Raw genomic sequence first — 25,386 nt, 5'->3', positions numbered from 1 at the left:
CCAGAGCAGCATGGCCAGACCGCGGATCAGGATACTGCCGCCAATGGTGATGATGACCAGGTTGATCGGGGTTGCCTGCCGCAGCGGTCTGATGGCGAGCCGTTCGAACAAAATCCCGCCTACGGTGGCTGCCGCTATGGCACAGGGGATGGCTGCCCAGATCGGCAGTTTGAGAACCTCCAGAAAAAAGAGCGTCAGCATGCCGCCCAGCATGACGAATTCACCCTGGGCGAAGTTGATGATGCCGGTGGCGTTGTAGATGATCGAAAACCCGATGCCGATCAGGGCGTAGATCGCCCCGGTCGACACGCCGGAAAGTGCGTATTGCAGTACCTGGTCAAACTGCATGGTGTGCTCCGTAGCGACAGTCGGTTATGGGCGGAAAACGTTATTTCAAGAGCACCCAGTCTTTGTTCTTGATCTCTACCATTACAAAAGAATCCTTGGTCAGACCGGCATGGTCGTTTCCCGAGAAATTGAACACCCCGCTGATGCCGGCAAAGTTCCTGCTCTTTTCTATCTGGTCACGAATGGCCGCAGGGCTGTCTCCACCCTTCTCGATGGCATTTGTAACCACCATGATCGCATCCCAGGCATGCCCGCTAAACGTGTCGGCATCAACCTTGAAATGTTTCTGATAGTCTTTGATAAAGCCCAGCAAAGTTTTTTTCTGCAAGTCGGAGTTAGGGAGCGCGTCTGCCACCAGTACCTTGCTGGCAGGGAGCCTGAGCCCCTCGGCGGCGTCACCGGCCAACTCGATGAATTTTTTCGAGGAGACACCGTGACTCATGAAGAGTGGCATCTTGATACCGAGCTGGTGGGCATTTCTGGCAACGATGGCCGGACCGGGATTGGTACCCCAGCAGATCACGGCCTGGGCCTGGGAACCGCGGATCTTGGTCAACTGGGCCGTCATATCCGTATCCTTGGGGCCATAGGTGTCGTCGGATACGATCTTGATACCGTGTTTTTGCGCCTGGGCCTTGAGCTGTTCGCGGCCGGACGCCCCGAAGCCGTCCGAAACGGTCAGAAGTGCCACATTGGTCTGCTTGACCTTTTGCAGGTACTCATAAATTCTCATTACAGCCAACGTGTCGTTATTGGTAGTCTTGAAAACCCACTTCTTTACCGGCTCGGTAATCTTGATGCTGGCGGCGCAGGTAACCAGCGGAATATGCTCTTTCTCGACGATCGGAATCACAGCCATGGCCTCGCCGGACGTGTTGGGCCCAATAATTGCGACAACATGATCGCTCTTGATCAGTTTGGACACCAGTTGCACCGCCTTGGTGGCATCTCCGGCAGTGTCATACACAATCAGTTCCAGTTTGCGCCCTTTGACCCCGCCTGCCTTGTTGACCTCATCCACGACCATTTGAGCGGTATTGCGCATCGGTGCGCCCAGGAAGGAGGCGGGACCGGTCACCGAGAACAGTGCGCCGATCTTGATCGTATCTGCGGCAAACGATACGGTCGAACAGACAAGACACAAAAAGATGAAGCAGCAGACTACCTGGATTTTTTTCATGTAACCCTCCACTGGATTTTTTTCTTTCCCAATCCTGCCTATCCCCTTGACTGCTATCCGTGGTGCCGTGATGTTCGCTGTCATAGAGCTCCTCCTTTTGGTTTACCTGCGGACAAGCTTGCGTGAACGTTTGCAGCGCCCCACTATCAGGCTGCGGCGCCACCCTTGAGGGCTTTCAAATTTACGTCGGCCCCTTTATCCCTGGAAACCTCCCTGACGACCCCCTCCACAACCTGCGCATCGATGGGGAGATGCTTCATGACCGATCCAACCATGACCATGTTCACGGCCTTGGCGTTACCCGCCTCCCTGGCGATTGCCAGCGCATCGATACCATGGGCATCCGAACAGGCCCGGGCGATCTGCTCCTCCACATCCGCCGGGTAGGTAGCCATGCCGGAGGCAACCGTACTGGGATTGATGGTGACCCTGTTGTACACGAGCCTGCCGCCCGGTTTCAGATAGTGACTGTACCTGAGGGCCTCCAACGGCTCGAAGGAGAGCAGGATATCTGCGGAACCGGGCATGACCACCGGAGAGTAGACCCGCTCCCCGATCCGGACGAAGGAGATGACACTCCCGCCTCGCTGGGCCATCCCATGGACCTCGTTCTGCTTGACATCCATGCCGGAGGCAAGGGCGCTTTCGGCCAGCACCCTGGAGGCCATCAGGACCCCCTGCCCGCCTACGCCGGCAATAACGATATTGAATACATTCATGGTTATCTCCTGTCCTCACGCCACGGACATGGCGTCGAATTTACAGACCTGGCTACAGACACCGCACCCGTTGCAGATGTTGGGATCGATCTGCACCTTCATCTTGTCACCGGCCGGCACCAGCCCCAGCGCCACGCAGGTGACCTTGAGACAGGCACGGCACCCGGTGCATTTCTCCGCATTCACGCTCAGCAACGGCTTCTTCAGCCGGTACCGGAGTATGCAGGGGTTGCTGTCGATGAGGACATACGGACCGGGGGTCTCCAGCCCCTTTCGGATGGCGGCCTCGGTCTCCTCCAGGTTGTAGGAGTTGATCGCTGCAACATGATCGATCCCCAGCGCCTTCACGATCGCCGTTATGTCGACCTGTTTTGCTGGCTCCCCTTCCAGCACCCGACCGGAGCCCGGATTTTCCTGGCCGCCGGTCATGGCAGTGGCGCGGTTGTCCATGATGACCACCAGCGCGTTGCCGCCGTTGTAGGCCAGGCTCAGGAGCCCGGTCATCCCCGAATGGAAGAAGGTGGAATCGCCGATGACCGCGACCGGCTTCTCCGTCCTTCCCGCGATCCGGTTGACCTTGGCCATGCCGTGGGCCGCGCTGATGCTCGCCCCCATGCAGATGCTGCTGTGCATGGCGCTGATGGGAGGGAGCCCCCCCAGGGTATAGCAGCCGATATCGCCGGAAACGAAGACCTTGAGCTTGGAGAGGATCGTAAAGAGCCCGCGGTGGGCACAGCCGGGACAGAAGGTGGGAGGACGCTGGGGAAGCCCCTCGACAGGGGCGCCGCACGCAGTCACGGCATCACCGGCCGCTGTCCGGACGATATCCTCGCTCACCTCGCCGCAGTAGGAAATCCGGTCCTTGCCGATATCGACTCGAATCCCCATGGCCCGGACCTGCTCTTCGAATATGCCGTCCATTTCCTCGACAATCATGAACCGCTTGACCTTGGCGCTGAACTCCCGGATCTTTCTTTCGGGAAGCGGATGAACCAGGCCGAGTTTCAGTATCGATGCATTGGGATAGGCCTCCTTCACGTGCTGGTAGGAGACGCCGGAGGTAAGAATCCCCAGGTCGGTATCCCCCATCTCCACCCGGTTGAGGGGGGTCGTCTCGGCAAACGCCTTCAGCTTCAGGAGGCGCTCTTCGACCAGTTGGTGCTTGATCCGGCCGTAATTGGGGAGCATCACGTATTTGGGGACGTCTTTCACCCACTCGCCGACCTTTGGCGCGCGCTTCTCCCCCTGCTCCACAACCCCCTTGGCGTGGGAGATCCGGGTGGTAGTGCGGAGCATGAGCGGGGTATCGAACTGCTCGGAGATCTCGAACCCGGCCCGGACAAAGTCATAGGCCTCCTGGGAGTCGGCCGGGTCCAGCATCGGCACCTTGGCAAACTTTGCATAGTTGCGGCTGTCCTGCTCGTTCTGGGAGGAGTGCTGACCGGGATCGTCGGCCACCATCAGGATCAGGCCGCCATTGACGCCGGTGTAGGTAAGGGTCATGAGCGCGTCGGCTGCCACGTTTACCCCGACATGCTTCATGGTGGACAGGGACCTGCCGCCGGCAATGGAGGCGCCGATAACCGACTCCAGGGCCACCTTCTCGTTGGGTGCCCATTCGCAGTAGACCGCGCCCAGGCGGGCCACCTCTTCCAGGGTTTCGGTGCTGGGGGTGCCGGGGTAGCCGGAGGCAAAGACGCCGCCGGCATCCCCGAAACTCAGGGCAATGGCTTCGTTACCGGAAATTATCTTCTTCATGAATAATATCCCTTCTCGTTATGGTTACAGGTAATGCAGCTCCCTCGCCTGCCTGGTGATCTGCTCGCGAAACTCGGGATGGGCGATATTGATGAGCGCCTGGGTACGCTGCCGGATGCTCTTGCCGTACAGTGACGCCACGCCGTACTCGGTCACCACGTAGCGGACATGGTTACGGCTCGTGACCACTCCGGCCCCCTGTTTGAGCATCGGGACGATCTTGCTCACCTTGGTGCCGTTCCTGAGGGTAGAGGTACTCGGCATGGTGATGATCGGTACCCCCCCTTTGGAGCGGGATGCGCCGTAGATGAAGTCCAGTTGCCCCCCGACGGCCGAATAGAGCCTGGGACCGATGCTGTCGGCGCAGACCTGGCCGGTGAGGTCCACCTCAATGGCCGAGTTCACCGCCACCATCCGGTCGTTCTGCGCGACGATGAACGGGTCGTTCACGTATTCGGAACGGTGCATTTCAAGGAGCGGATTGTTGCTTGTCCATTGGTACAGGCGATCGGTACCGAGGAGAAAGCCGCAGACGATCTTTCCGGGGTGCAGGGTCTTGCGGCTGTTGTTGATCACCCCTTTTTCCACCAGTTCGATCACGCCGTCGGAGATCAGCTCCGAGTGGATACCCAGGTCTTTCTTGGCATGGAGATGCTTGAGCACGGCATCCGGAATAGAGCCGATCCCGAGCTGCATGGTGGCGCCATCGGGAATCAGTTCGGCAATATGGGCCGCGATCCGTTCCGTTGTCACCTCGTCGGCCTCATCCCCCATCGCCCTTTGCGCAAGCTGGTGGTCGGCCTCCACGATGTATTGCATGCGCGAAACGTGCATGAAGGTATCCCCCATGGTCCGGGGCATCTGCCGGTTTACCTGGGCGATGATCGTCCTGGCGGATTCCACGGATGTTATGGCAAGCCCGGCCTCCGCACCCAGCGAGCAGTATCCCTGCTCATCCGGCGGGGAGACGTGGGTAAGCGCCACATCCAGCGACAGATGGCCGTCTCTGAACAGGAGCGGCTGTTCGGAAAGAAACACCGGGGTGAAATCGGCGCGCCCCTCGTTCACGGCCCCGCGTATAGTGTGGCTGATGAAGAAGGCATTGGGCCGGAGGTGCTTATCCATCCCGGGGATGACGTAGTCGCCCGGGCAGATGGTCAGCGGCTGGAAGATCTCCACGTCCTTCAGCTGCGGAGCGCGCCTGACCAGTGCGGCCAACAGCTCCAGGGGTGCCGAGGCGTTTCCGGTCAGATAGATGCGGTTTCCCGATTCGACCGCCTTGAGCGCCTCATCAGAGGTTGTGAGTCGTGATGCGTAGATCTCCCGCCAGCTTGAAACATCCTGCGCGTTCAGAGCAGCCATGACTCGGTTCTCCTTTGGTTAGATTCTGATCCTGCCGTCCACGGCGTAGACGCTGTCGCTAAATGCCATGACCGGGTTCATGTCCATCTCCTGGATCATCGGCAGGTCAATGAGAAGCCGGGAGACCCGCTGGATCAGATTGATGATCGCCGCCTTGTTGACCCCCTTCTCGCCCCTGACACCGTCCAAGAGCGCCGCGGTCTTCAGGCTCGCCAGCATCTCCCCGGCCTCCACCTTTGTCACCGGCGCGATCTTGAACGCCACGTCCTTGAGCAGTTCGACGTAGATGCCGCCCAGGCCGAACATCACCAGGTGTCCCAGTTCACGCTCGGCAGTGGCGCCGACGATCAGCTCGCGCCCGCCGGGGAGGAACTGCTGGACAAAGAAGCGAAGCTTCCCGAACTGCCCGAGGCGGCTCTGCATATCCTCCAGTGCCGCCCGGACCGCGGCAGCATCCTTCAGGTTGATCGTCACCCCGCCCATGTCGCTCTTGTGGTCGATCTCCTCGCAGTCCACCTTGACCACCACCGGAAAGCCGATGGTCTCGGCGGCAGCGACCGCGTCGGCAGCGGTATCGACCACCCGCCAGGAGGCAACCGGGATACCGTACGCCTCGAAGATCGAGTAGACGTCGCTGGCGGAAAGGACGCTGCGGCCGGCCTGCTTTGCCTGGTCGACGATCAATCTGGCCCGGGCACTGTCCACATTGCTGAAGGTCTCGGCCCGGCCGATGTCCCGCTGCCTGATCCGGCCGTACTTGGTGAGAGCGCCCAGCGCCTTGGCAGCATCGCTCGGGTTGGCGTAGAACGGGACACCTCCTTCTTTCAGTATCCCCATGGTCTTCTGGAACCGCTCCATCCTGACGCTGGTGATGAAGTTGCAGACGAGCGGCTTCTTCCCCTGCCGATTTGCCGCTACGATTTCACGGGCAATGGCATCGGTGTCGGTGAACGGGGCGGTGACGAAGGTGATATAGATGCAGTCGATCTGATCATCCTCCAGCAGCACCTCGAGGGCGGAACGGAAATGGGGGCCGCCGGCGGTGGCGATCACGTCGACGGGATTCTCGACGGCCGCTTCCGGCAGCTGGGTCTCGGCCAGCCTGGCGATGGAGGCGTCCGAAAGCCTGGGCACGTTCAGGCCGCACGCAACCAGCACATCGGTGGCGATGACGGCCGGACCGCCGGTATTGGTGATGATCCCCACCCGGTTACCCTTGGGGATCGGCTGGGTGGCGAAGGCCATGGCAGCCTGCGCCATCTCCCCCTCGTCGCTGAAGGAGAGGATGCCGGTCTTCTCGAAGATCAGCTCGGTGGCGATATCCACCCCGGCGAGCGACCCGGTGTGGGAGGAGGCCGCCTTGGCCCCCTCTTCGGTCCGGCCGGCCTTCATGGCAAGGATCGGCTTCTTCGCCGCCACCTCCCGGGCCACCTCCAGGAATTCCCTCGGGTTGGCGAACCCTTCGGTGTAGAGGATAATGGCCCTGGTCCCCGGATCGTCTCCGTAGTAACGGACGACCTCGGAGATGGAGACGTCGCAGGCGTTGCCGTTGGAGGCATAGAGCCGCTGGCCGATCCCCAGGTCGTCAAGGGCCTGCATGATCAGCCCGCCGACCCCGCCGGAGAGCGCCACCACCGAGATGTAGCCGGGTTCGGGGTAGGTGAAGGTGAAGTTGCAGTAGGCCTTCAACTCCGGATCGGAGTTGATGATCCCCTGGCAGTTGGGACCGAAGACCCGGATGCCGTACTTCTTGGCCGTCGAGAGGAACTCCTCCTGGAGCGTTGCCCCCTCCTCCCCCATTTCGCTGAAACCGGCGGAGTTGATGATCACCGCCTTGACCCCCTTCCGGCCGCACTCCTCCATGCTCTGGGGTACCTGGCTGCTGGGGAGGATGATGTGGGCCAGGTCGATCTCGCCGGGCACCTCCGCCAGGGTCCTGTATGCCTTGATGCCGCGGATGTCGGGAGCATTCGGGTTGATCGGGTAGATGGCCCCTTTGTAGCCGTAGGTCTGCAGGTTTTTGGTAATGACGTTGCCGATGGAGAGCTCCTTGGTGGAGGCCCCGACAATGGCAACCGATCTGGGTCTGAACAGTGCATCCAACATCTTATTTCCCCTCCTCAAGCTGTTCGATGAATGCTTCCACATTGGTCCTGGTCTGCTCGTCGGATACGCAGCGCAGGTCGTTCAGGTCGCCGGAGATGACCAGGCTGGGGATGCCGGTTGCCGCCTCCAACCGCTGGGGCAGGCCGTAGCGGCTGTTGGAGTTGCAGGGGCAGGTCTTGGCGTCGTGGTAGATGATCCCGTCGATGCGGAACTTCTGCAGCATCTCCCGGAGATACGTCTCCTTGTACGCGTCGGAGCGGACGATGAAGAGCTCCAGGTAGGCCTTGGCCATGCTGCGGATCGGATCCTTCGCGTCGAAGGAGGGGAAGATCCAGCTGCTGCAGTAGGTGGAGGCCAGCACATTGGTCTTGAGGCCGGCAAACAGCTCGGAATGCTGCCGTAGCCGCCCCCAGACCGGCATCCCTTCCCAGTAGATACGCAAGGACTCTCCCTCGACGGCGGCGACCCCCTCCGTGACCCGCTGCTCCAGTTCGGCCAGGAGCACCTTGTAGTAGTCGATCGCCTCCCGGGTCCCCCGCAGCACAACGGCCGGCCCCATGTGAATGGTGCCGTCGAAAAAGGTGAGCGGTGCAGGGGACGCGGTGGCCGTTTCCAGGACCTGCCTCCAGAGCTCGGTGCACTCCCGGGAGAGGGCAACGGTTTCCCGGAGCCGGTCCATGTCGAACCTGGCTCCGGAGATCGCCGCCAGTGTCGGGATCAGCGCCTCCATCTGCCGCGCCACATCGTCGATGAGTGGGTTGGTGACGTCGTTGATGCTCTTGGGTGAGGTGATGCCGATGCAGGGGACGCTCAGTTCCCTGGCATACCAGGCGAGCCAGTCCTGCACGTCGCGGCACTGGTTGGTGTTGAAAACCAGCAGATCGGGCCTGGGGATGGCATCGATCCCCGGATACGCCTTGGCCAGTGGGGTGACCCCTTTCAGGTAGGCGCCGATGTCGGATGTCAGGTAGGAACAGATGTCCGGCGAATAGCCGATGGCGTTCGCCTCCGGTATCATGTCGGTGGAGAGACGTGTTGCGCCCAGCAAGGCCGCATGGTTTTCCGGAAAGTACACGTCGAACCCCATGGCCCGGAGCAGTTCGGCCGGGCCGACGCTGGTGCACCAGGCAATCTTCTTTGTGCCGCTGGTTGCCGCCTCGTTCAGGCCGTAGAAATAGTCGGCCATGATCTTGTTCATCAGGTCAGTGGCCTGGATCTTCTTTCTCACTATCGTGCCCTCTTCAGCCATTATTGTCTCCTTCCCGAATCCGTGAGGCGTGGAGTCTCAGTAGGTTGGGTTAGGCGGTTGTATCGCCGTAACCCAACATCGCAGCGTTGCTCGTTGGGTTACGCTATCGCTAACCCAACCTACTTTTGGCACTACCCTTTTCCTTCCAGGGCATAGAGCGCCGCACCGATGGCGCCTGCCAGCTGGGGATATTCGGGGACCGCCACCTGCCGGCCGATCATCTCCCCCACCATCTCGACGATATGGGGATTGTGCGCCACCACCCCGCCGGTCATGATGACCCGCTCGGTAAGGGAGTCCATCTCCAGCACTCTCTTGATGACCGAATAGAAGAGCCCCTTGACGATATCGCTCACCTTTTTGCCGTTGCGGATGTTTTCCAGGACTTCCGTTGCGGAGAACACCGTGCAGTAGCTGCCGAGCTTGATCATCTCCGTCGATTGCCGGGCCAGCGCGTTCATTTCCTCCAGGGAAATGTCGAGACGGCTGGCCATCTCCTCCAGAAAGGCACCGGTGCCGGCCGCACACTTGCGGTTCATCTTGAAGCCGGTGCGGCGTCCGGGAGCATCGAGCTTGACAATCTTGTTGTCCTGGCCGCCGATGTCGATGATGGTGATCGCCTCGGGAAAGTAGTGGTGGCACCCCTTGGCAATGCAGCCGATTTCGGTCCTGCTCTCTTCGGTGACAAAGGCCACATTCGCCCGGCCATAGCCGGTGGCCACGGCCCGGACGATGTCGTCGCGGGTTGCGCCGGCCATCGCCAGGGAATCGTCCAGACAGGCAGCAGCGGTCGAGGAAAAGTCGATCCCCGACTTCCTGACCGCATGACCAACAACTCTTCCGTCCCCGTCCAGGACGGCAACCTTGGTTCTTGATGCCCCCATGTCGAGGCCGACAAACAGCTTCTTGGACATTGTTCCGTATCCCTTCGTTCCGCTGATCACTACGCCCAATTTCCTCTTGGTTGGCACACAGCTCCCCCTGCCCCCTCTTAACGCAAGAGGGGGATAACTTCTATTCCGAGGGTAAGGGGAGGTTAGACGGTTCTGGCAACCGGGTGAGTCAGGAGCCGGCCGGCTCCCAGGGGTACAGCCCATGCACCCGCGCATGGAGGCGGCTGAGGCCGAGCAGGGCATCGATGTTCGGGGTGGTTTCGCCGACCTTCTGGCCGATCTCGCGCACGACGCTGACCAGGGCGTCGAGCTCCACGGCCCGACCGGCCTCCACGTCCTGCAGCATCGAGGTCTTGAACGCGCCCAATTCGCGCGTTACCGCGTTTCTCGACTCGCCGCTCTGGGTGATGGGGCAGCCGATCTTCGCGCCGATCCGCGCCGCCTCGGCCATGACATTCAGGCAGAACCGGTTTACCAGCGGATCGTCCAGTATCCGGTCGCAGGTGGCGCCGGTGATCGCGGAAACAGGATTCATGGTCATGTTCCCCCAGAGCTTGAACCAGATATCGGCCTGGATGCTCTTGGAAACCTCGACAACCATTTCCGCGGCGCCGAGAATCTCCGCCAGCTTGCGCAGGCGCGGGGAATCGCTGCCGTCGGGCTCCCCGATGATCAGCCGCTTGCCGAAACCGTGGCGCACGAAGCCGGGCTCGTTCAGGGAAAAGCTGCCGTGGACTACGCACCCGACCACATTTTTGGCCGGAATCGCCGCTCCAATCGAGCCGTCAGGATCGACCGAGGCGAGGCGCGTCCCCGCATGCTCGCCGCCGAACCCTTCGAAGAACCACCAGGAGATGCCGTTCATGGCCGTCATGACTACGGTGTCCGGTCCGATCAGCGGGGCGATCTTCTGTGCCACATACCTCAAGGCGGGTGCCTTCACCGCGATGATGACGATATCCTGCACGCCGAGTTCCGCAGGGTCGTCGGTGGCATGCACCTTTTCCGTGAGAAAGACGCCGTCACTTTGCAGCCTCAGCCCGTGCTCGCGAAGCGCCTTCAGCGTGGCCCCCTGGGCCACGGCGTTCAGCTCGAACCCGGCATGCGCGAGTCGCGCCCCGATGAATCCGCCGACCGAGCCGACTCCGTAGATGCAGATTTTCATGATCTCTTTCCCCTTTCATGATGGAGATGCCGGGACAGCTTGACGTTGACCGTATGCTGGCCGCCTCGGCAATAAAGCAGTGCCCACAAGAGCGTCCATATTTTACCAAACATTGGTTTGCTTTTCACTTCATTAAGCAGCTACCGTGCCGAGCATGTTAAACCGAACGACAGAATTAAACCAGAACAACGCCATGGAAGTAAGCTAAGCGCGACTATCGCCATCCATTTGGCAGCAAAATAACATCGTTACATCATATTGGACCATTTATCTGGGACAAATAGTTCTACTTTGTCAGATTACGTCCCGTAGGACCCAAAAGGGCCTAAAGGACAGAATGCCTGTAGCCCGGCGATTTATCGCCGGGGTTTTAAGGGATGTATTCATACGTCACGTACGTGACTGAAGGTAAAATCCGATCCTGATACCGGGGGATGAATCCCCCGGCTACATGCATTCTGTCCCGATGGGACGAAAGCTTAAATGTGACAAAGTAGAAATATTTTTCAGGATTAATTTTTTGCAGAAAATAAATTGGAGGGAATCTTGAGTCAATCAGGCCAAGAACCGGCCGTACCGGGCACGCATATATTTCAATTTTGAAATATGCGCTTCAAATTTGAAATATTACCGGTAAAAACGGCGTCATTGCGCGCTGGCAGCCATGTTACACAATATGAACGGGGGCGACTTTCAGGAGGGTCCGGTCGAGGAAATTTGCTGCCGTCTTACTGGAACAGGGTTTGAGGGCGGTCGAGGGGAGCATGACGGGCATTTCAATTTTGAAATGCCCGCTTTTTATCTATGATCAAGGTGCCTTTCTGTAGCTCAGCTTGCGCCACAAGGTAGGTTTGCTGATGCCGTACTCCCGGCACAACCGCTCCTTGTCGCCGCCATAGAGTTGAAGCAGCTTGGTGAATATCTCCTTTTCCATCATCTTCAGATCCCTGGATATGCCGATGGTCAGCTCGCTTTCTTTCTTGCGCGCCACCTCCCGGTAACTGGACCGGAACAGGTCGCTTACGGCAGCGCTGGTAATCTCGCCATCCCCGGAGTAGGTGGCGAGCTTGACGATGAAATTCCTCAATTCCCGTATATTGCCGGGCCAGTCATAATCCAGAAGTGGCGCAAAGGCTGTCCTGTCTTTCCAGTACAGCTTCCGGTTGATTTTTCCCGCCTCCCGGTGGAGAAAATTTTCCGCAATGGACAGCACGTCGTCCCGTCTCTCGCGCAGCGGCGGCAGATACAGCTCCAGTTCGCTCAGCCGGTAATACAGGTCCCTGCGGAACTGGCCGCAATCAGCCAGCTCCATGAGATTCTTGTTGGTCGCGCAGATGATCCTGGCATTGAGATCGATGATCTTCTCGCTGCCGACCCTCCTCACCTTCCGCTCCTGCAGGACCCTCAAGAGCTTCGCCTGCATGTTGATCGGGGTCTCGCTGATCTCGTCCAGAAAGATGGTGCCGTTCTGGGCGCATTCGAAAAGCCCTTTCTTCCCCCCCTTGCTGGCGCCGGTGAAGGCCCCGCTGTCGTAACCGAACAGTTCGCTCTCGAACAGGCTGTCGCTTATGGCGCCGCAGTTTACCGAAACGAACGGTCCGTACACCCGCTCGCTCTCGTTGTGGATGCTCTGGGCGAACATCTCCTTGCCGGTACCGGTTTCACCTTCGATAAGGACATTGCCGTCCGACTTGGCAAAAAGCCTGGCCATCTTAACCGCCCGCTCGAGATCGCTCCCCTGGCCCAGGATGTCGCGAAAGCTGTAATTGGCCACCCAGCCATTCTCCAGTATCTCCTTGCGGCGTTTAATCAGCTGCTGGCTGCCGAGCCTGTTAGTTTCGACGATCCGCATCGCCTCGTCGACGGCGAAGGCCACCGACTCCTCATTCGATTCCAGCAATACGCTGTCAATCCCGTGCTTGGTCGCAATGGCACAGACCAGGGCGTCGCCGATGATCAGATCATAACCGCCACCCTGCGCCAGCTCCTCGGACCGGATACTCTCGTCGATCCAGTTCTGGCAGGAGACAAAAGAGTCGTCGCTGGTGATGAAATCGATGCTCAAGCCCTGGATCTCGCTGATGTATTTGGGGTCGCAGATGATATTGGCAGTACTGATGATCACCTTCTTCCTGCCTTTGCCCCCCTCTATCCTGCCAACGGCATCGAGGATATCCGACAACGTCACCGGTATTTCTATCACGGGCACGTTTGTGTAATGCTTTGCCAGCATTGCCATGCCGCCCCGCGAAATAATGACCTGCGCCTTCCTGTCGATTCCTTTGACGACTTCCTCGGACTGCAGGGGCGGCACTTCGATGACCTCGAACCCCACCTCCCTCTCCTTGAGGATCTTGTGGGCGATCTGCGTCATCTTCGCATACGGCGACAGGAATATTACCTCGGGCATCTTCAATATCCTCCGTAGTGGCAAGCAGGCAGAGCCGGAAGCAAATCAAAGACAATTAAACACGGAGCAACGCAGATTTAAACGGATCAACACGGATAAAGAGATAAATTTTTCAAATCCGCGTGAATCCGTTCCGATCCGTGTCCATCCGCGTTCCATTGCAGTCAAGGTTTGCCCTCTGGCGTCAGAACAGCTCCAGTTGCCCCGCATCCTTCCCGGCCTTCTCCGGCCCCTTTCCGCTCCGCCCCCCGGCCTTGGTAACGAGCCGTCCCGGAATCTCACCGACGAAACGGGAGAGCTGGCGCGGCCCGGTCCCCGCCCACGGCCGGATGGCCGAGCTTGTCACTACCAGCCGCTCCCTGGCGCGGGTGAGGCCGACATAGAACAGTCGCCGCTCCTCCTCGATGTCCGCCCTTCCCATGAGGGTACAGGGGAGGAGCCCCTCCTCAGCCCCGGCCAGGAAGACCACCGGAAACTCCAGCCCCTTGGCGGCATGGATGGTCATGAGGGCCACCGCCTCGGCACGCTCGTCATAGAGTGTGGCCAGGGAGAGCTGGCGCAGGTGGTTGCCGAAGGAGGAAAGGTCGCTGCCGAAGCTGGCGGCGAGCGTAACCAGCCGCTTCGCAGCACCTTCGGTCCCGTCGATGCCGAGAAACTCCAGCACACCGGCCAGGGCAGAGGCAATTCCGGTCGCAGGCAGTTCCTCGCGGAAACGCTGAAGCGCATGGCGAAGCCCGCCCAGTGCGGTCAGGGCCGCCGGCGGGATCTCCACCCCGGTCAGCAGGGCGAAGAAGTCGCCGCTCAGGGGGAGCGACGCCTCCAGATGATCCACGGTGGCTGGACCGATGCCGGGGAGCGCAGAGGCAAGGAGCAGCCAGTCGGCAATATCCTCCGAACCTGCTGCTGCCTGGATGAACCGGTAGGCCGGCCTGAGGTCCTTCCCCATGAAGAACGGGACGGCCCCAACCTGCTGGAACGGGATTCCGCGCCGCTCCAGGGCCAGGCCGATCTCCTCCGTCTGCTTGCCGAGCCGGCAGAGGATGGCGAAGTCGCCGAAGCTCCGCCCCCGCCCCTCCTGGTCGCCGCCGCGGCCTGAGTTGAGGGAGAAGCTCTCCACCCCGCCCATCAGCTCCTCGATCCGACGGACCATGAACTCGGCCTCTGCCGCCGGGGTCGGCGCAGTATGGAGCTCGATGGCCCCGTCCCCTGTCACGGCAGCCGTGAGCGGCAGGTTGCTGCGCTGCCGGTTGTGGCTGATGACGCCAGTGGCGGCCTCGATGATGACCGGCGCAGAGCGGTAGTTGCGGACCAGGGAGAGCTCCCTGGTCCCGGGGAGGGAGGCGAGGCGGAAGAAGAAATTCAAGTCGCTGCCGCGGAAACCGTAGATCGCCTGGTCGGGGTCGCCGATGGCGAAGAGGCGGGCAGGCCCGGCCAAAAGCTCTACCAGCGCGTACTGACTGGCGTTCAGGTCCTGGAACTCATCCACAAAGAGATGACCAACCCGTGAGGCCACCCGCCCCTGCAAGTCGGCATCCGCGGTGAGACGCCTGACAAAGGTGGGGATGATCCCGTCCAGGTCGATCGCCTTCAGCCGGGCCAGTTCGCCGAAGTAACGTCGGATCGGCTCCGGCGTTCCCGGCAGTGTCCCATCAATGCCGTAACGCTCCACGAACTCCGCGATCTCCCCGATGATCTCCTCCCGCCGGGTGGCGCTGAGCTCGGGAAAGAGCCGCTTCAGGAGCCGCTCGCGGCTCTCCGGCCCGACCACGGTCAACTCCGGGACCCCCTTCTTCAGCCAGTCGAGGCAGAAGCGGTGGAAGGTACCGACGAAGAGTCCCTCGCCGGCCGGTCCAACCGCAGCCACCAGCCTGGCGCGCAGTTCATCGGCCGCCCTGGTGGTGAAGGTGATGGCAGAGATCCGGGCAGGGTCGGCACCCTGCTCCAGAAGGGATGTCAGGCGGGCCACCAGGGTGTAGGTCTTGCCGGTGCCGGGTCCGGCGGCGACGAGGATCTTTTCCCCAGCGCTCTTGATCGCCTCCTCCTGTTCAGGGTTGGGCCCGCTGGCTGTAGGCTCGGCCAGGCCGACATCTCCCCCGCGGGTTGCCACCGGCGGCAGCGGACCGGTATCGACCTTCTTCTTCCGTCCCCGGCGGGGCGCGTTGTCACCGAACAGGTTTCCCTGGCCGGCCAGCCGTTCAAGTTCCCCCTCTTCGAAAACCCGTATCACGCCGAACTCACCGTCGTACCCGGGCTGACGGATCACCTTTACGTCCCGGACCCGCCTTACCGCCTCCCCCAGGAGCGGCGCATGGAGGGCGATCTCGTCGAGCGGCGCCCGCAGGAGGAGGCCGAACTCGGAGCCAAAACGCTCGATGATCCGGGCGTACTGGCGCATCACCTCCTTGGCGGCCGGACCGACGCCGAGCAGCTCGCCGAGCATTTCCGGGAGCGGAATCAGGCTATTGAAGCCCGGCGCGTCCGGCCCATAGAGCGGCTCTTCCCGGTCGGCAAGTTCCATGACCCGGTGATGCACTCCGACCGTGACCGGCCGGCCACAGACCGGGCAGCGCAGCCCCAGTCTCCGGGTTTCATGCGGGTCGAGGCAGACCTTGCAGTCCCGGTGGCCGTCGAAGTGATACTTTCCTTCTTCCGGGAAAAACTCGACGGTGCCTAAGAAGGTCTCGCGCCGGTTCCCCCTGATGGCGTCGCGCATGGAATAGAAGTCGAGACCGGTATCGAAAAGGTTCGCCTCGCGGCCGAGCTTCTGGGGGGAGTGGCAGTCGGAGTTGGAGATGAGGCTGAAGCGGTCCAGGGCCGAGATCAGCCGGTTCATTTCCGGGTCCGAGGAGAGCCCGGTTTCCAGGGCAAAGACATGAGGGGTCAGGTCGCCGTAGCACTCCTCGATGGCGTCGAAACCCGACTTGGAGCCGAAGAGGGAGAACCAGGGGGTCCAGATGTGGGCCGGCACCAGGAACCCATCCGGCGCCTGTTCCAAGAGGATCTCCAGCAGGTCGCGGCTGTCGAGCCCGAGGATCGGCCGGCCGTCCGACTCGATGTTGCCGATGGCGGCGAGTTTTACGTTGATCCGCTCGGCCGAGGCAAAGTCCGGGACGTAGAGAAGGTTGTGGACCTTTCTTACCTGGCCAGACCGCTTGTAGATACTGCTCACCTCGGCGGTGAGGAGGAAGCGGACCGGGGCGACCGGCAGCGCCACTCCCGGCAGGGGGGACACGAGCCGCGTCTCGTCCCTGAGGCGGAAAAGGCCCGGCTCGGCCGGTATCAGCTCTTCCTTGAGTATCCCCAGCCAGCCCGGATGGGTGAAGTCGCCGGTGCCGACGACCTGAATCCCCTTGATCCGCGCCCAGGCGGCCAGTCCGGCCAGGGTACTCTCCCGGCTGGTGGCCCGGGAAAAGGGGGAGTGGATATGGAGGTCGGCGATGTAGTCCATGGGCTACCGTTCCCCGCCGCCGGAGCCCGGCTTCGTCGGCAGTTCCTGCCCCAGCCGCAGCATCACCTGCTTCATATCGTCCCACACCTCCCGCTTCATGGCCGGGTTGCGCAGGAGAAACGACGGGTGGAAGGTCGGCATGAGCGGAATGCCGTGGTAATCGTGGAAACGTCCCCTGAGTTTGGAGATCGGCTCCTTGGTGGCGAGGAGCGTCTGGGCCGCGAAGGTGCCGAGCGCCACGATCACTGCCGGGGCAATGGCCTGCACCTGACGGAGCAGAAACGGCTGGCACTGTTCGATCTCGGCCGGCTGGGGGTTGCGGTTTCCCGGCGGCCGGCACTTGAGGACATTGCAGATGTAGACCTCCTCCCGTTGGAACCCCATGGCCTGAATGATCTTGGTCAGGAGCTGCCCGGCCTCGCCGACAAACGGCTCCCCCTGCAGATCCTCGTCATGACCCGGGGCCTCGCCGACAAAGACGAGCCGCGCCCGTGGGTTACCCACCCCGAAGACCAGGTTGGTCCGCCCATCCCCCAGCTGGCAGCGGTGGCACTCCCCCAACTCGCGCCGGATGCTGTCCAATCCCTCCGGCTCCGTCACTGGCGCCGGTGCGTAGACCGGTTCCGACTCGGCCGCAATCGGGACAACGACGGATTCAACCATCTCGGGAGGAGGTTCGGCCTGATCCAGGGGGATCAGCTCCATCCCGCTCTCCTCAAGCTCCGTAACATACCCCCGCAGTGCCCGCAACTCCGCCAGCAGTTCCTCATGATCCGACACGGCAAACTCCTTTACATTACTGCAACTTTTCCCTATGATGCTCAATCATGATGTCTCTGGCTGTCCTGTTCGTACTCATCGCCCTGCCCCAAGACGCCTTCGCCTGGGGAGCCGGCATCCATCTTCACCTGGGGACGGTTGCCCTCGCCAACCTCGACCTGCTTCGACCGGCCGTTGCCGCCATCATCAGCGCCTACCCCAACGACTTCCTCTACGGCTGCATCGCCGCCGACATCACGATCGGGAAGAAATTCACCCACTATCTGCTCCACTGTCACCGTTGGAACATGGGACTGAAGATCCTGGAAGAGGCCGGACCGGACCCACAGAAGGCCTGTGCCTACGGGTACCTCTCCCATCTGGCGGCCGACACGGTGGCCCACAACTATTATGTGCCGATGAAAACCATGGAGAGCTTCTCCTCCCTGACCCTCAAGCACGCCTACTGGGAGATGCGCTTCGAAGGGATGGTGGACCGGGAGATCTGGGAGACGGGGAAAATGGTGGCCAGGGAGCATTTCGAGGCCAACGACAGGATGCTGCGGCGGGTCCTCTCGGACACCCTCTTCTCCTTCGGGACCAACAAGCGGATCTTCAACTCCATCCTGCTGGTGAGCCGCCTGGAGAAGTGGCAGCAGGTGCTCCAGACCATCAACGACACCTCCCGTTTCCCCCTGGAGGATGCGGAGAAGGACGAATTTCTGACCCTGGCCCGGGAAGCGGTATTCGACATCCTGGCACACGGCGAGGATGCCCGCTTCTTCCGCGCCGACCCAACCGGCGAACGGGCACTGGCAACAGCCGAAGCAGTGCGGAAAAACCTGCGGCTCCTGTACCGGAGCGGCAAGATCACCAAGGAGCAGGCCCTTGAGCAGTTGGGCGAGATGCAGGGCAAGATGCGGTCGGCAATCTGCGAACCGAAGCTGCTCCTGCAGGTGCTGTCGGGGTAAAGAGGTTCGAGGAAACCCTAGCCACTTACTCCAAATTTCGCAACCTTCATCCTCGTTCCTCGCTCCTGATTCTCTTCACCCGATCCAGAATGATTCCCGCCACCTCGTCCTTCGGCAGGCAGGGATACTCCTCATCCCTGCCGTCCCGGTAGAGCAGGCGCACGATGTTGGTGTCCACCGAGAAGCCGGCTCCCGGCGCACAGACATCGTTGGCCACGATCAGGTCCAGATTCTTTCCCTCCAGCTTCAGCCGGGCATGAGCCACCAGGTCGGCGGTCTCGGCGGCGAAACCGACCAGACACTGCCCCGGCGCCTTCCGCGCCCCCAGTTCGGCCAGAATGTCGGGATTCTTCACCAGATCGATGGTCAGCTGGTCGCTCTTTTTCTTCACCTTGTTGCTGGCCCGCGTCGCCGGCCGGTAATCGGCCACGGCCGCGGCCTTGATGATGACATCGGCATTGGCTGCCAGTTTCAGGACTTCTTCCCGCATCTCCAGGGCACTGGTCACGCTGACGGTTGCCACCCCCCACGGCGCCTCCAGACAGGTGGGGCCGGCCACCAGGGTGACCTCGGCGCCGCGTAGCCGGGCGGCACGGGCGATGGCAAAGCCCATTTTCCCTGACGAGTGGTTGCTGACATAGCGGACCGGGTCGATCTCTTCCATGGTCGGACCAGCCGTCACCAGAACCTTAAGTCCGGCCAGATCGCGACGAGTGGTTGCCGCCACGGCCTCCTCCACGATGATCCGCGGCTCCTGCATCTTCCCCTCGCCCTCCCAGCCGCAGGCCAGTTCCCCCCGGACCGGGGCGACGAACCGGTAGCCGTGCTGCCGCAAGCGCTCCTCGTTGGCGCGGTAGAGGGGGTTCTGGTACATGTTGACATTCATGGCCGGCACGATCAGGACCGGCGCCTTGGTGGCCATGACCGTGGTGGTGAGCATGTCGTCGGCGATCCCGTTCGCGATCTTAGCGATGACATTGGCCGTGCAGGGGGCGATGATGAACAGATCGGCCCGGTCAGCCAAGGAGATATGCCCGATCTCCTGTTCGGCAATCAGGTTGAAGAGCTCCGTGTGCACCGGATTGCCGGAAAGGGTCTGGAAGGTGAGCGGGGTCACGAACTCCTGGGCAGAGCGGGTCATGATCACATGCACCACGGCACCGGCCTTCTTCAGGAGGCGGACCAGTTCGGCTGCCTTGTAGGCGGCGATCCCGCCGGTCACCCCGAGGACGATCTCTTTGTCTTTGAGCATGGTTTTCGTTCCTGGCTAGGTAGTTGTGTTGAGAACTGCTTGGAACGTCTCACTTACTCCCCAGATACGGATTGTGGGCCTTTTCGTGGGCGATGGTGGTCATGGGGCCGTGCCCCGGATAGACCTTGGTGGCATCGGGCAGAGTGAAGAGTTTTCCCTTGACCGACGCGGCCAGATCGTCATACGAGCCTCCCGGGAAATCGGTCCTGCCGATGGAGTCGGCAAAAAGGGTGTCGCCAGAGAGAAGGATACCCTCTGCCGCCAGATAGAGGCAGCAGCCGCCCGGCGTATGACCCGGGGTGTGGATCACCCGGATCTCGTGACTACCGAAACGGATGTTCTGTCCCTCTGTCAGGTGAGTGCCGGGAGATGGCGAGTTCTCTGTGGCAAGGCCGTAGGCGGAAGCCGAACTGGCGGCTTTGGACAGATACGGTTCATCGGAGGCGTGGATCATCAGGGTGGCTCCGGTCTCGGCCAGCAGCCGGCGGTTCCCCCCCATATGGTCGAAGTGACCATGGGTATTGATGACGTAACGGATCGTCAGCCCCTTGGCCCTGATAACGGCCAGTATCCGCTCAGTATCGGCGCCGGGATCGACGACGACCCCCTCTTTGGTCTCCTGATCGGCCAGGATGAAACAGTTGACCCCCAACTGGCCGACAACAATGGTCTCGAATATCATGGGACTCCTCGCGTTGTTGAAGTGACACCCTCCGCCGCTGCCGAGCAGCAGGAGGGGGAAAAAGAGCAGTAGCAGGCGGTGGCGTGCCGAAACCATCTACCGGGAAAACAGGTCGAGGTTTTCCCCCTGCAACGCCGCAAAGGGGGAGTTCTTGAACCCGTCCGGTCGCGGCCGTTCGGTCCGGGGCGGACTGGGCTCGGCCGGCGCGGCTGGCGGCACAGGCTCGACAACCGGCGGGAGATACTCCTCGTCCTCCATGCAGTTCTCCATGTAGAAATACCGGTCGTACAGCCGGTGATAGGCAGTCCAGCGGGCCTGCGGGTCGATCTCTTTCTGGATATGGGTCCTGATGCCGTTGATCTTGGAATCAAGGTCGTCCAGATAGTTGAGAACCGTCGCCTCCAGGGTCTTGGGCCGCTTGGGAGAACCGTACTCGTACTGACCGTGGTGCGAGAGAAGCAGGTGCTTGACGAGCATGGCCAGGTCGCGGGGGAAGTCCGCAAGGCCGGCAATCCGTTCGTGAACCATTTCCACGCCGATGGTGATATGGCCGATCAGCTTCCCCTCGTCCGTGTAGTCAAAGGCCCGGACATAGCTCATCTCCCGGACCTTGCCCACGTCGTGCAGCAGGGCGCCGGCAACCAGGAGGTCCCGATTGAGGCCGGCATACAGGGGAGCAATGGCGTCCACCAGCTTGGCCACCGCCAGGGAGTGCTCCATGAGCCCCCCAAGATAGACATGGTGCATCCCTTTGGCTGCCGGTGCCATCTTGTACAGGGCCATGAATTCAGGATCGGCAAAGAAGGCGTTGAGCAACCCCTTGAGATGGGGGTTGGTCAGGGTCTCCAGGAGCGCCAGCAGCTCTGCTGCCATCTCCTCGATGTCCCGCGGCGTCTCGGGGAGGAAGTCAGCCAGGGCCACCTGCTCGTCGGGCACGCGCCTCAGTTCCGAGATGACCAGCTGCAGCTTCCCCAGGTAGACGGATGCCTTGGCCCGCACTGCCAGGAAATCGTTCTTCTCGAAGAGCGATCCGATCTGATCCACGTTGTCCCAGACCTTGGCGTCGACCTCTCCGGTCTTGTCCATGAGCCGCAGGGTCAGGTACGGCTTGCCGTTCTTGGCCATGGCCGTGATCTTTTCTTTGACGAGGAACAGTTCGTCCACCTGGTCACGGTCCTTGATGCTGCTCACGAAAATCTTGCGCATTGACTGTCCTTTGCTACCGTCATACACCCATGGGCATCGACGGAGTGCTCATTCTTTGGCGTTCTCATCGCATAATACTGATCGACAGGGTCCGTGGCAAGGATTGATCGCTGATCATGACTGTTCGGCTATTTCCCGGGCTATGGCGTCCGCCACCCGGATACCGTCCAGGGCGGCGCTCATGATACCGCCGGCATAGCCCGCCCCCTCGCCGGCCGGGTAGAGCCGCCGAAGGCTCACCGACTGGAGGTCGCCGCCCCGCAGTATCCTGACCGGAGCGGAGGTCCGGCTCTCCACCCCCACCAGGGTCGCCTCGGCAGTGACAAACCCGCGCATCTGCCGCTCAAAGGCAATCAGCCCTTCCCGCAGGGTGTCGGTGACAAAACCGGGAAGCACGGCGGCAAGCTCCGCCTCCACCACCCCCGGCCGGTAGGTAGAGCGGCAGGCTGTCGCCCCCTTCCGCCCCAGGAACGCCAGGAGATTCTGGGCCGGGGCGTGATACCCGGCCCCGCCGGCCAGGAATGCACGGCTCTCCAGTGCCTCCTGGAAAGCGATTCCGGCCAGGGGCGAACTGTCGGGGAAATCCTCCTCCCGGACGTTCACCACCAGGGCGCTGTTGGCATACGGGGCATTGCGGCTCAGGTTGCTCATCCCGTTGGTCACCACCTGGCCCGGGCCTGACGCACCGGCAACCACGACCCCGCCGGGGCACATGCAGAACGAGTAGGCGGAACGGCCGTTCGCGTTGTTGTATGCCAGCCGGTAGTCGGCCGACGGCAGCCGCGGATGGCCGGCAATGGCGTACTGTATCCGGTTGATCAGCTCCTGGGGGTGCTCCACCCTCACCCCGACGGCAAACGGCTTTCGTTCCAGGGCGACCCCGCTCTCCGCAAGCAGCCGGTAGGTGTCCCGGGCACTGTGTCCCGGAGCCAGCACCAGAAAGTCGCACGACTCCTCGCTGCCGTCGCTGCCGGCGACTCCCCGCACCCGGCCGGCATCGGTCAGCAGGCCGGTCAACCGCCACCGGAAACGGATGTCAGCCCCGCAGGCCAGGAGGTGGGTACGGATGCCGCTCACCACCTCCCGGAGGCGGTCGGTGCCGATATGGGGCTTTGCCTGGATCATGATTTCCGGCGGCGCGCCGAACCTGACCAGCTGTTCCAGCACATATCCCAGATTCGGGTCGCGCACCCTGGTGGTCAGCTTGCCGTCGGAAAAGGTGCCGGCCCCCCCTTCGCCGAACTGGACATTGCTCTCCGGGTCCAGGACTCCCCGGCCCCAGAAGGTCTGCACATCCCGCAGCCGCTCGCTAACCGGCCGACCCCGCTCGACAACGATGGGGCTGAGACCGTATTCGGTCAGGCGCAGGGCGGCGAAAAGGCCGGCAGGCCCCATGCCGACGATCACAATCCGCCCCTCTTGCTGCACCGTTGGGAACACGTTCCGGACCGGTTCGGGTGCCACATCCAGGTCCGGATCATCTCCGTGTGACCGCCAAAAATCAGGTTCGTCGGCAACGCTGAACTGCACCGTATACACCGCCTTGATACGCGGCTTTTTCCGGGCATCGAGCCCCTGCTTGAGCACCTTCAGCGCCAGGAGTGCGTCGGCAGGCAGGCAGAAGCGGGCGCAGACGGCTACGGCCAGGGCCTCGGCAGGATGGTCAAAAGGAAGGTTGAGATTGCGCAGGATAAAAGGCATGAAAATCAGGATTGGGTGTTCGTCGATTAACTGGCCACGCCAACTCGCGGGAGCCTGATGCAGAAGGTGGTGCCATGGCTACCGGACTGTTCCACTTCTATTTTCCCCTTGTAGTTCTTCACGATCCTTAAGACCACCGAAAGCCCCATGCCGGTCCCCTTGCTCTTGGTGGTGAAAAACGGATCGAAGATGTTGGGCAGGTGTTTTTTCGGAATCCCCTTTCCCGTGTCCCGCACCCGGATGATAACATCCTGGTCGTCGCAGTCGAGCTGCACCGTCAGTGTCCCGTTGGCTGGCATTTCATGGATCGAGTTGAGAAAAAGGTTGGTAAAGATCTGCTCGATTTCCGACGGATCGGCCTTGAGTGCGTCGGGAATCGTCCGGAACTCCCGGACAACCCGGATACCCTGAAGATCAATCTGGGGGCGGAACATCTCCAGCACCTGATCGACCAACCGGTCGATTTGCACATCGCTGATCTCGTACTTGGGCCGGCGGGCCGCATCCAGTAGTTTGCGGAGTATGCCGTCGATCCGGTCCACCTCGTTGAGGATCTTTTCGATGTATTCCTGCTGCTCGTGCTCTTCCAGACCGCTCCGGATCAGTTGGACGAAGAGACTGATGGAGTTGAGCGGATTCCTGATTTCGTGGGCCATGCCGGCCGCCAGGTAGCCGAGGGTCGCCAGCTTTTCCGACTGGACGATCTCCACCTGGGCACGCTGAAGCGCCTCGCTCTTTTCCTGTACGCGCGCTTCCAAATCGCGGTTCCAGTGCTCGATCTCCGCTATTAACCGCTCCCGTTCGGCCAGAAGTTCCCGGTTATGCAGTTCCACTTCCCTGACCCTGAGCACCCCGTCGATACGGTCGGCAAGGTTCTGGTTGTTGAACGGCTTGAGGATGTAATCCGAAGCCCCCGCCTTCATCAACTCGACCGCAATCTCCTCGCTCCCCTTGCCGGTGAACATGATGACATAGGTGTCGGGATAGGTCGACCGGATCTGGCGCAGCAGCGTGAGGCCGTCCGTCCCCGGCATCATGTAATCCAGGAGGACCAGCTGGGGTCGGGACTCCTCCACCAGCGCCAGGCCGGTTGTGGCATCGCTGGCGGTCAGTACCTGATACCCGCGGTTGCGGAGAATTATCGAGGTGAGATCGAGGATAACCCGCTCATCGTCGATGACGAGCAGTGTCGACTTTTTCTTTTTTCCATCCCTGGGCATTGCTATCAGGTCCTGTCAGCAGCGGTTGTCGCGGGCATAGAAAAGGGCAGCAAAGGCTGCCCATTCCGGATCGAAACTTCAAGCATGTGGAATCCTTAGGGGAGACGGACGGTCAGGACCGGGCAGCCGGCGCCGCGCACGACCCGCTCGGCGGTGCTGCCGAACAGCATATGATCCAACCCGCGACGGCCATGGGTCCCCATAACGATGAGAGAAGCCCGGGCCTCTTCGGCTTTCTTGATGATCTCTTCATAGGGAATACCGGAGAGGATCATGGTCTCGTGGTCGGCAAAATCCTTTACCTTGGTGCGGCAGAACTTTTCCATCATCTTTTCCGCCCCTTCGACGATCTCCTTTTCCAGGTTCTCGAAAGAGATATGCGGGACATAGAAGCCGCGCAGGTCCACCGGCTCGTTGATGACATGGACGATGAGCAGCTTGGCGCCATATTTCCGTGCCAGACTGAGGGCATAGTCGAACACCTCTTCCGAGGTCTCGGCAAAGTCATTGGCAAAAAGGATGGTTTTGAACTCCTTCATAACAGCCCCCTTTGGCCCTTAATGGGTCGTCTCCTTGAAGATCTTTTTCAATATCGATTTGAGCTCGTCAATCTTCACCGGCTTGTTGATATACTCGAATGCCCCCAGATTCATCGCCTCTATGTACGATTCCACCCCGCCGTAGGCGGTGATCATGATGACGTTGCTCTTGGGAAAATGCTTGTTCAGTTCCCGGAGAAAGGCGATGCCGTTCATTTCCGGCATGTTTATGTCGGTAACGATCAGGTTCACATCCTGCTGCCGGAGATAGTCCAGCGCCTCGTAGCCGTTGGCAACGCTTTCGACCAGAAATCCTTCCTGGGCCAGCAGCCGTGAAAGCCCTATGCGGGCGTTCTCTTCATCGTCCACCACGAGAATTCTCTTTGCCTGTTTTGCCACACAACTCTTCAATGAATAG

The 25,386-nt window shown here is 61.1% G+C and carries 20 protein-coding genes; 1 reads left to right on the top strand and 19 read right to left on the bottom strand.

What is annotated here, in order from left to right:
- From JN12_RS17295 to JN12_RS17240, 12 genes are all read right to left on the bottom strand, one after another.
- Positions 1-348 (bottom strand): ABC transporter permease subunit (locus JN12_RS17295; RefSeq protein WP_407925393.1); only part of this gene is annotated, 348 nt, incomplete at its 3' end.
- Positions 349-388: 40 nt separating this feature from the next.
- The gene (locus JN12_RS17290) at positions 389-1,528 is read right to left on the bottom strand and encodes an ABC transporter substrate-binding protein (RefSeq protein ID WP_145025063.1); all 1,140 of its coding nucleotides are present in this window, start codon (positions 1,526-1,528) and stop codon (positions 389-391) included.
- A 146-nt stretch (positions 1,529-1,674) separates the two neighbouring features.
- Positions 1,675-2,247 (bottom strand): indolepyruvate oxidoreductase subunit beta, encoded by a 573-nt coding sequence (locus tag JN12_RS17285; RefSeq protein ID WP_145025061.1) that lies wholly within the window; start codon positions 2,245-2,247, stop codon positions 1,675-1,677.
- A 15-nt stretch (positions 2,248-2,262) separates the two neighbouring features.
- The gene (locus JN12_RS17280) at positions 2,263-4,005 is read right to left on the bottom strand and encodes a thiamine pyrophosphate-dependent enzyme (RefSeq protein WP_145025059.1); all 1,743 of its coding nucleotides are present in this window, start codon (positions 4,003-4,005) and stop codon (positions 2,263-2,265) included.
- A gap of 24 nt (positions 4,006-4,029) precedes the next feature.
- The gene (locus JN12_RS17275; RefSeq protein ID WP_145025057.1) at positions 4,030-5,367 is read right to left on the bottom strand and encodes an acetyl-CoA hydrolase/transferase family protein; all 1,338 of its coding nucleotides are present in this window, start codon (positions 5,365-5,367) and stop codon (positions 4,030-4,032) included.
- Positions 5,368-5,385: 18 nt separating this feature from the next.
- Positions 5,386-7,473, bottom strand: a complete 2,088-nt coding sequence (locus JN12_RS17270) for an acetate--CoA ligase family protein (RefSeq protein ID WP_145025055.1) — start codon at positions 7,471-7,473, stop codon at positions 5,386-5,388.
- 1 nt (position 7,474) lies between these two features.
- On the bottom strand, positions 7,475-8,722 hold the full coding sequence (locus tag JN12_RS17265) for a 2-hydroxyacyl-CoA dehydratase subunit D (RefSeq protein ID WP_145025053.1): 1,248 nt from the start codon (positions 8,720-8,722) through the stop codon (positions 7,475-7,477).
- Between the two features lie 131 nt (positions 8,723-8,853).
- Positions 8,854-9,636: an acyl-CoA dehydratase activase gene (locus JN12_RS17260; RefSeq protein ID WP_145025051.1), complete on the bottom strand. Its 783-nt coding sequence runs from the start codon at positions 9,634-9,636 to the stop codon at positions 8,854-8,856.
- A gap of 148 nt (positions 9,637-9,784) precedes the next feature.
- Positions 9,785-10,780 (bottom strand): 2-dehydropantoate 2-reductase, encoded by a 996-nt coding sequence (locus tag JN12_RS17255; RefSeq protein WP_145025049.1) that lies wholly within the window; start codon positions 10,778-10,780, stop codon positions 9,785-9,787.
- An 808-nt stretch (positions 10,781-11,588) separates the two neighbouring features.
- Positions 11,589-13,190, bottom strand: coding sequence for a sigma 54-interacting transcriptional regulator (locus JN12_RS17250; protein WP_145025047.1), 1,602 nt, complete (start codon positions 13,188-13,190; stop codon positions 11,589-11,591).
- 184 nt (positions 13,191-13,374) lie between these two features.
- Entirely contained in the window at positions 13,375-16,638 is a 3,264-nt protein-coding gene (locus tag JN12_RS17245; RefSeq protein WP_145025045.1) for a UvrD-helicase domain-containing protein, read from the bottom strand.
- Between the two features lie 3 nt (positions 16,639-16,641).
- Positions 16,642-17,418: a uracil-DNA glycosylase gene (locus JN12_RS17240; protein WP_281287745.1), complete on the bottom strand. Its 777-nt coding sequence runs from the start codon at positions 17,416-17,418 to the stop codon at positions 16,642-16,644.
- Between the two features lie 47 nt (positions 17,419-17,465).
- On the opposite strand from JN12_RS17240, the gene JN12_RS17235 reads away from it, so the two are divergent.
- Positions 17,466-18,368, top strand: coding sequence for a zinc dependent phospholipase C family protein (locus tag JN12_RS17235; RefSeq protein WP_145025043.1), 903 nt, complete (start codon positions 17,466-17,468; stop codon positions 18,366-18,368).
- A gap of 46 nt (positions 18,369-18,414) precedes the next feature.
- Here JN12_RS17235 and coaBC read toward each other — a convergent pair whose 3' ends face one another.
- The 7 genes from coaBC to JN12_RS17200 all read right to left on the bottom strand — a co-directional run bounded on the left by coaBC (position 18,415) and on the right by JN12_RS17200 (position 25,367).
- Positions 18,415-19,620, bottom strand: a complete 1,206-nt coding sequence (gene coaBC, locus JN12_RS17230) for a bifunctional phosphopantothenoylcysteine decarboxylase/phosphopantothenate--cysteine ligase CoaBC (RefSeq protein ID WP_145025040.1) — start codon at positions 19,618-19,620, stop codon at positions 18,415-18,417.
- A gap of 49 nt (positions 19,621-19,669) precedes the next feature.
- Positions 19,670-20,302 carry an MBL fold metallo-hydrolase gene (locus tag JN12_RS17225; RefSeq protein ID WP_145025038.1) on the bottom strand — a complete coding sequence of 211 codons (633 nt, stop codon included), beginning with the start codon at positions 20,300-20,302 and terminating at the stop codon, positions 19,670-19,672.
- A 96-nt stretch (positions 20,303-20,398) separates the two neighbouring features.
- Positions 20,399-21,508 carry a 3'-5' exoribonuclease YhaM family protein gene (locus tag JN12_RS17220; RefSeq protein ID WP_145025036.1) on the bottom strand — a complete coding sequence of 370 codons (1,110 nt, stop codon included), beginning with the start codon at positions 21,506-21,508 and terminating at the stop codon, positions 20,399-20,401.
- A gap of 114 nt (positions 21,509-21,622) precedes the next feature.
- Complete coding sequence (locus JN12_RS17215; protein WP_145025034.1) at positions 21,623-23,209, bottom strand: NAD(P)/FAD-dependent oxidoreductase; 1,587 nt, start codon at positions 23,207-23,209, stop codon at positions 21,623-21,625.
- A gap of 26 nt (positions 23,210-23,235) precedes the next feature.
- Positions 23,236-24,429, bottom strand: a complete 1,194-nt coding sequence (locus tag JN12_RS17210) for a hybrid sensor histidine kinase/response regulator (RefSeq protein ID WP_145025032.1) — start codon at positions 24,427-24,429, stop codon at positions 23,236-23,238.
- A gap of 95 nt (positions 24,430-24,524) precedes the next feature.
- Complete coding sequence (locus JN12_RS17205; protein WP_145025030.1) at positions 24,525-24,968, bottom strand: universal stress protein; 444 nt, start codon at positions 24,966-24,968, stop codon at positions 24,525-24,527.
- Between the two features lie 18 nt (positions 24,969-24,986).
- A complete protein-coding gene (locus JN12_RS17200) occupies positions 24,987-25,367 on the bottom strand; it encodes a response regulator (RefSeq protein WP_145025028.1) in 381 nt (126 codons plus the stop codon).
- Positions 25,368-25,386: the final 19 nt, after the last annotated feature.

This window comes from Geobacter argillaceus, from assembly GCF_007830735.1.
Taxonomy (GTDB): Bacteria; Desulfobacterota; Desulfuromonadia; order Geobacterales; family DSM-12255; genus Geomobilibacter; species Geomobilibacter argillaceus.
This window is presented reverse-complemented; position numbering and strand designations above follow the sequence as displayed.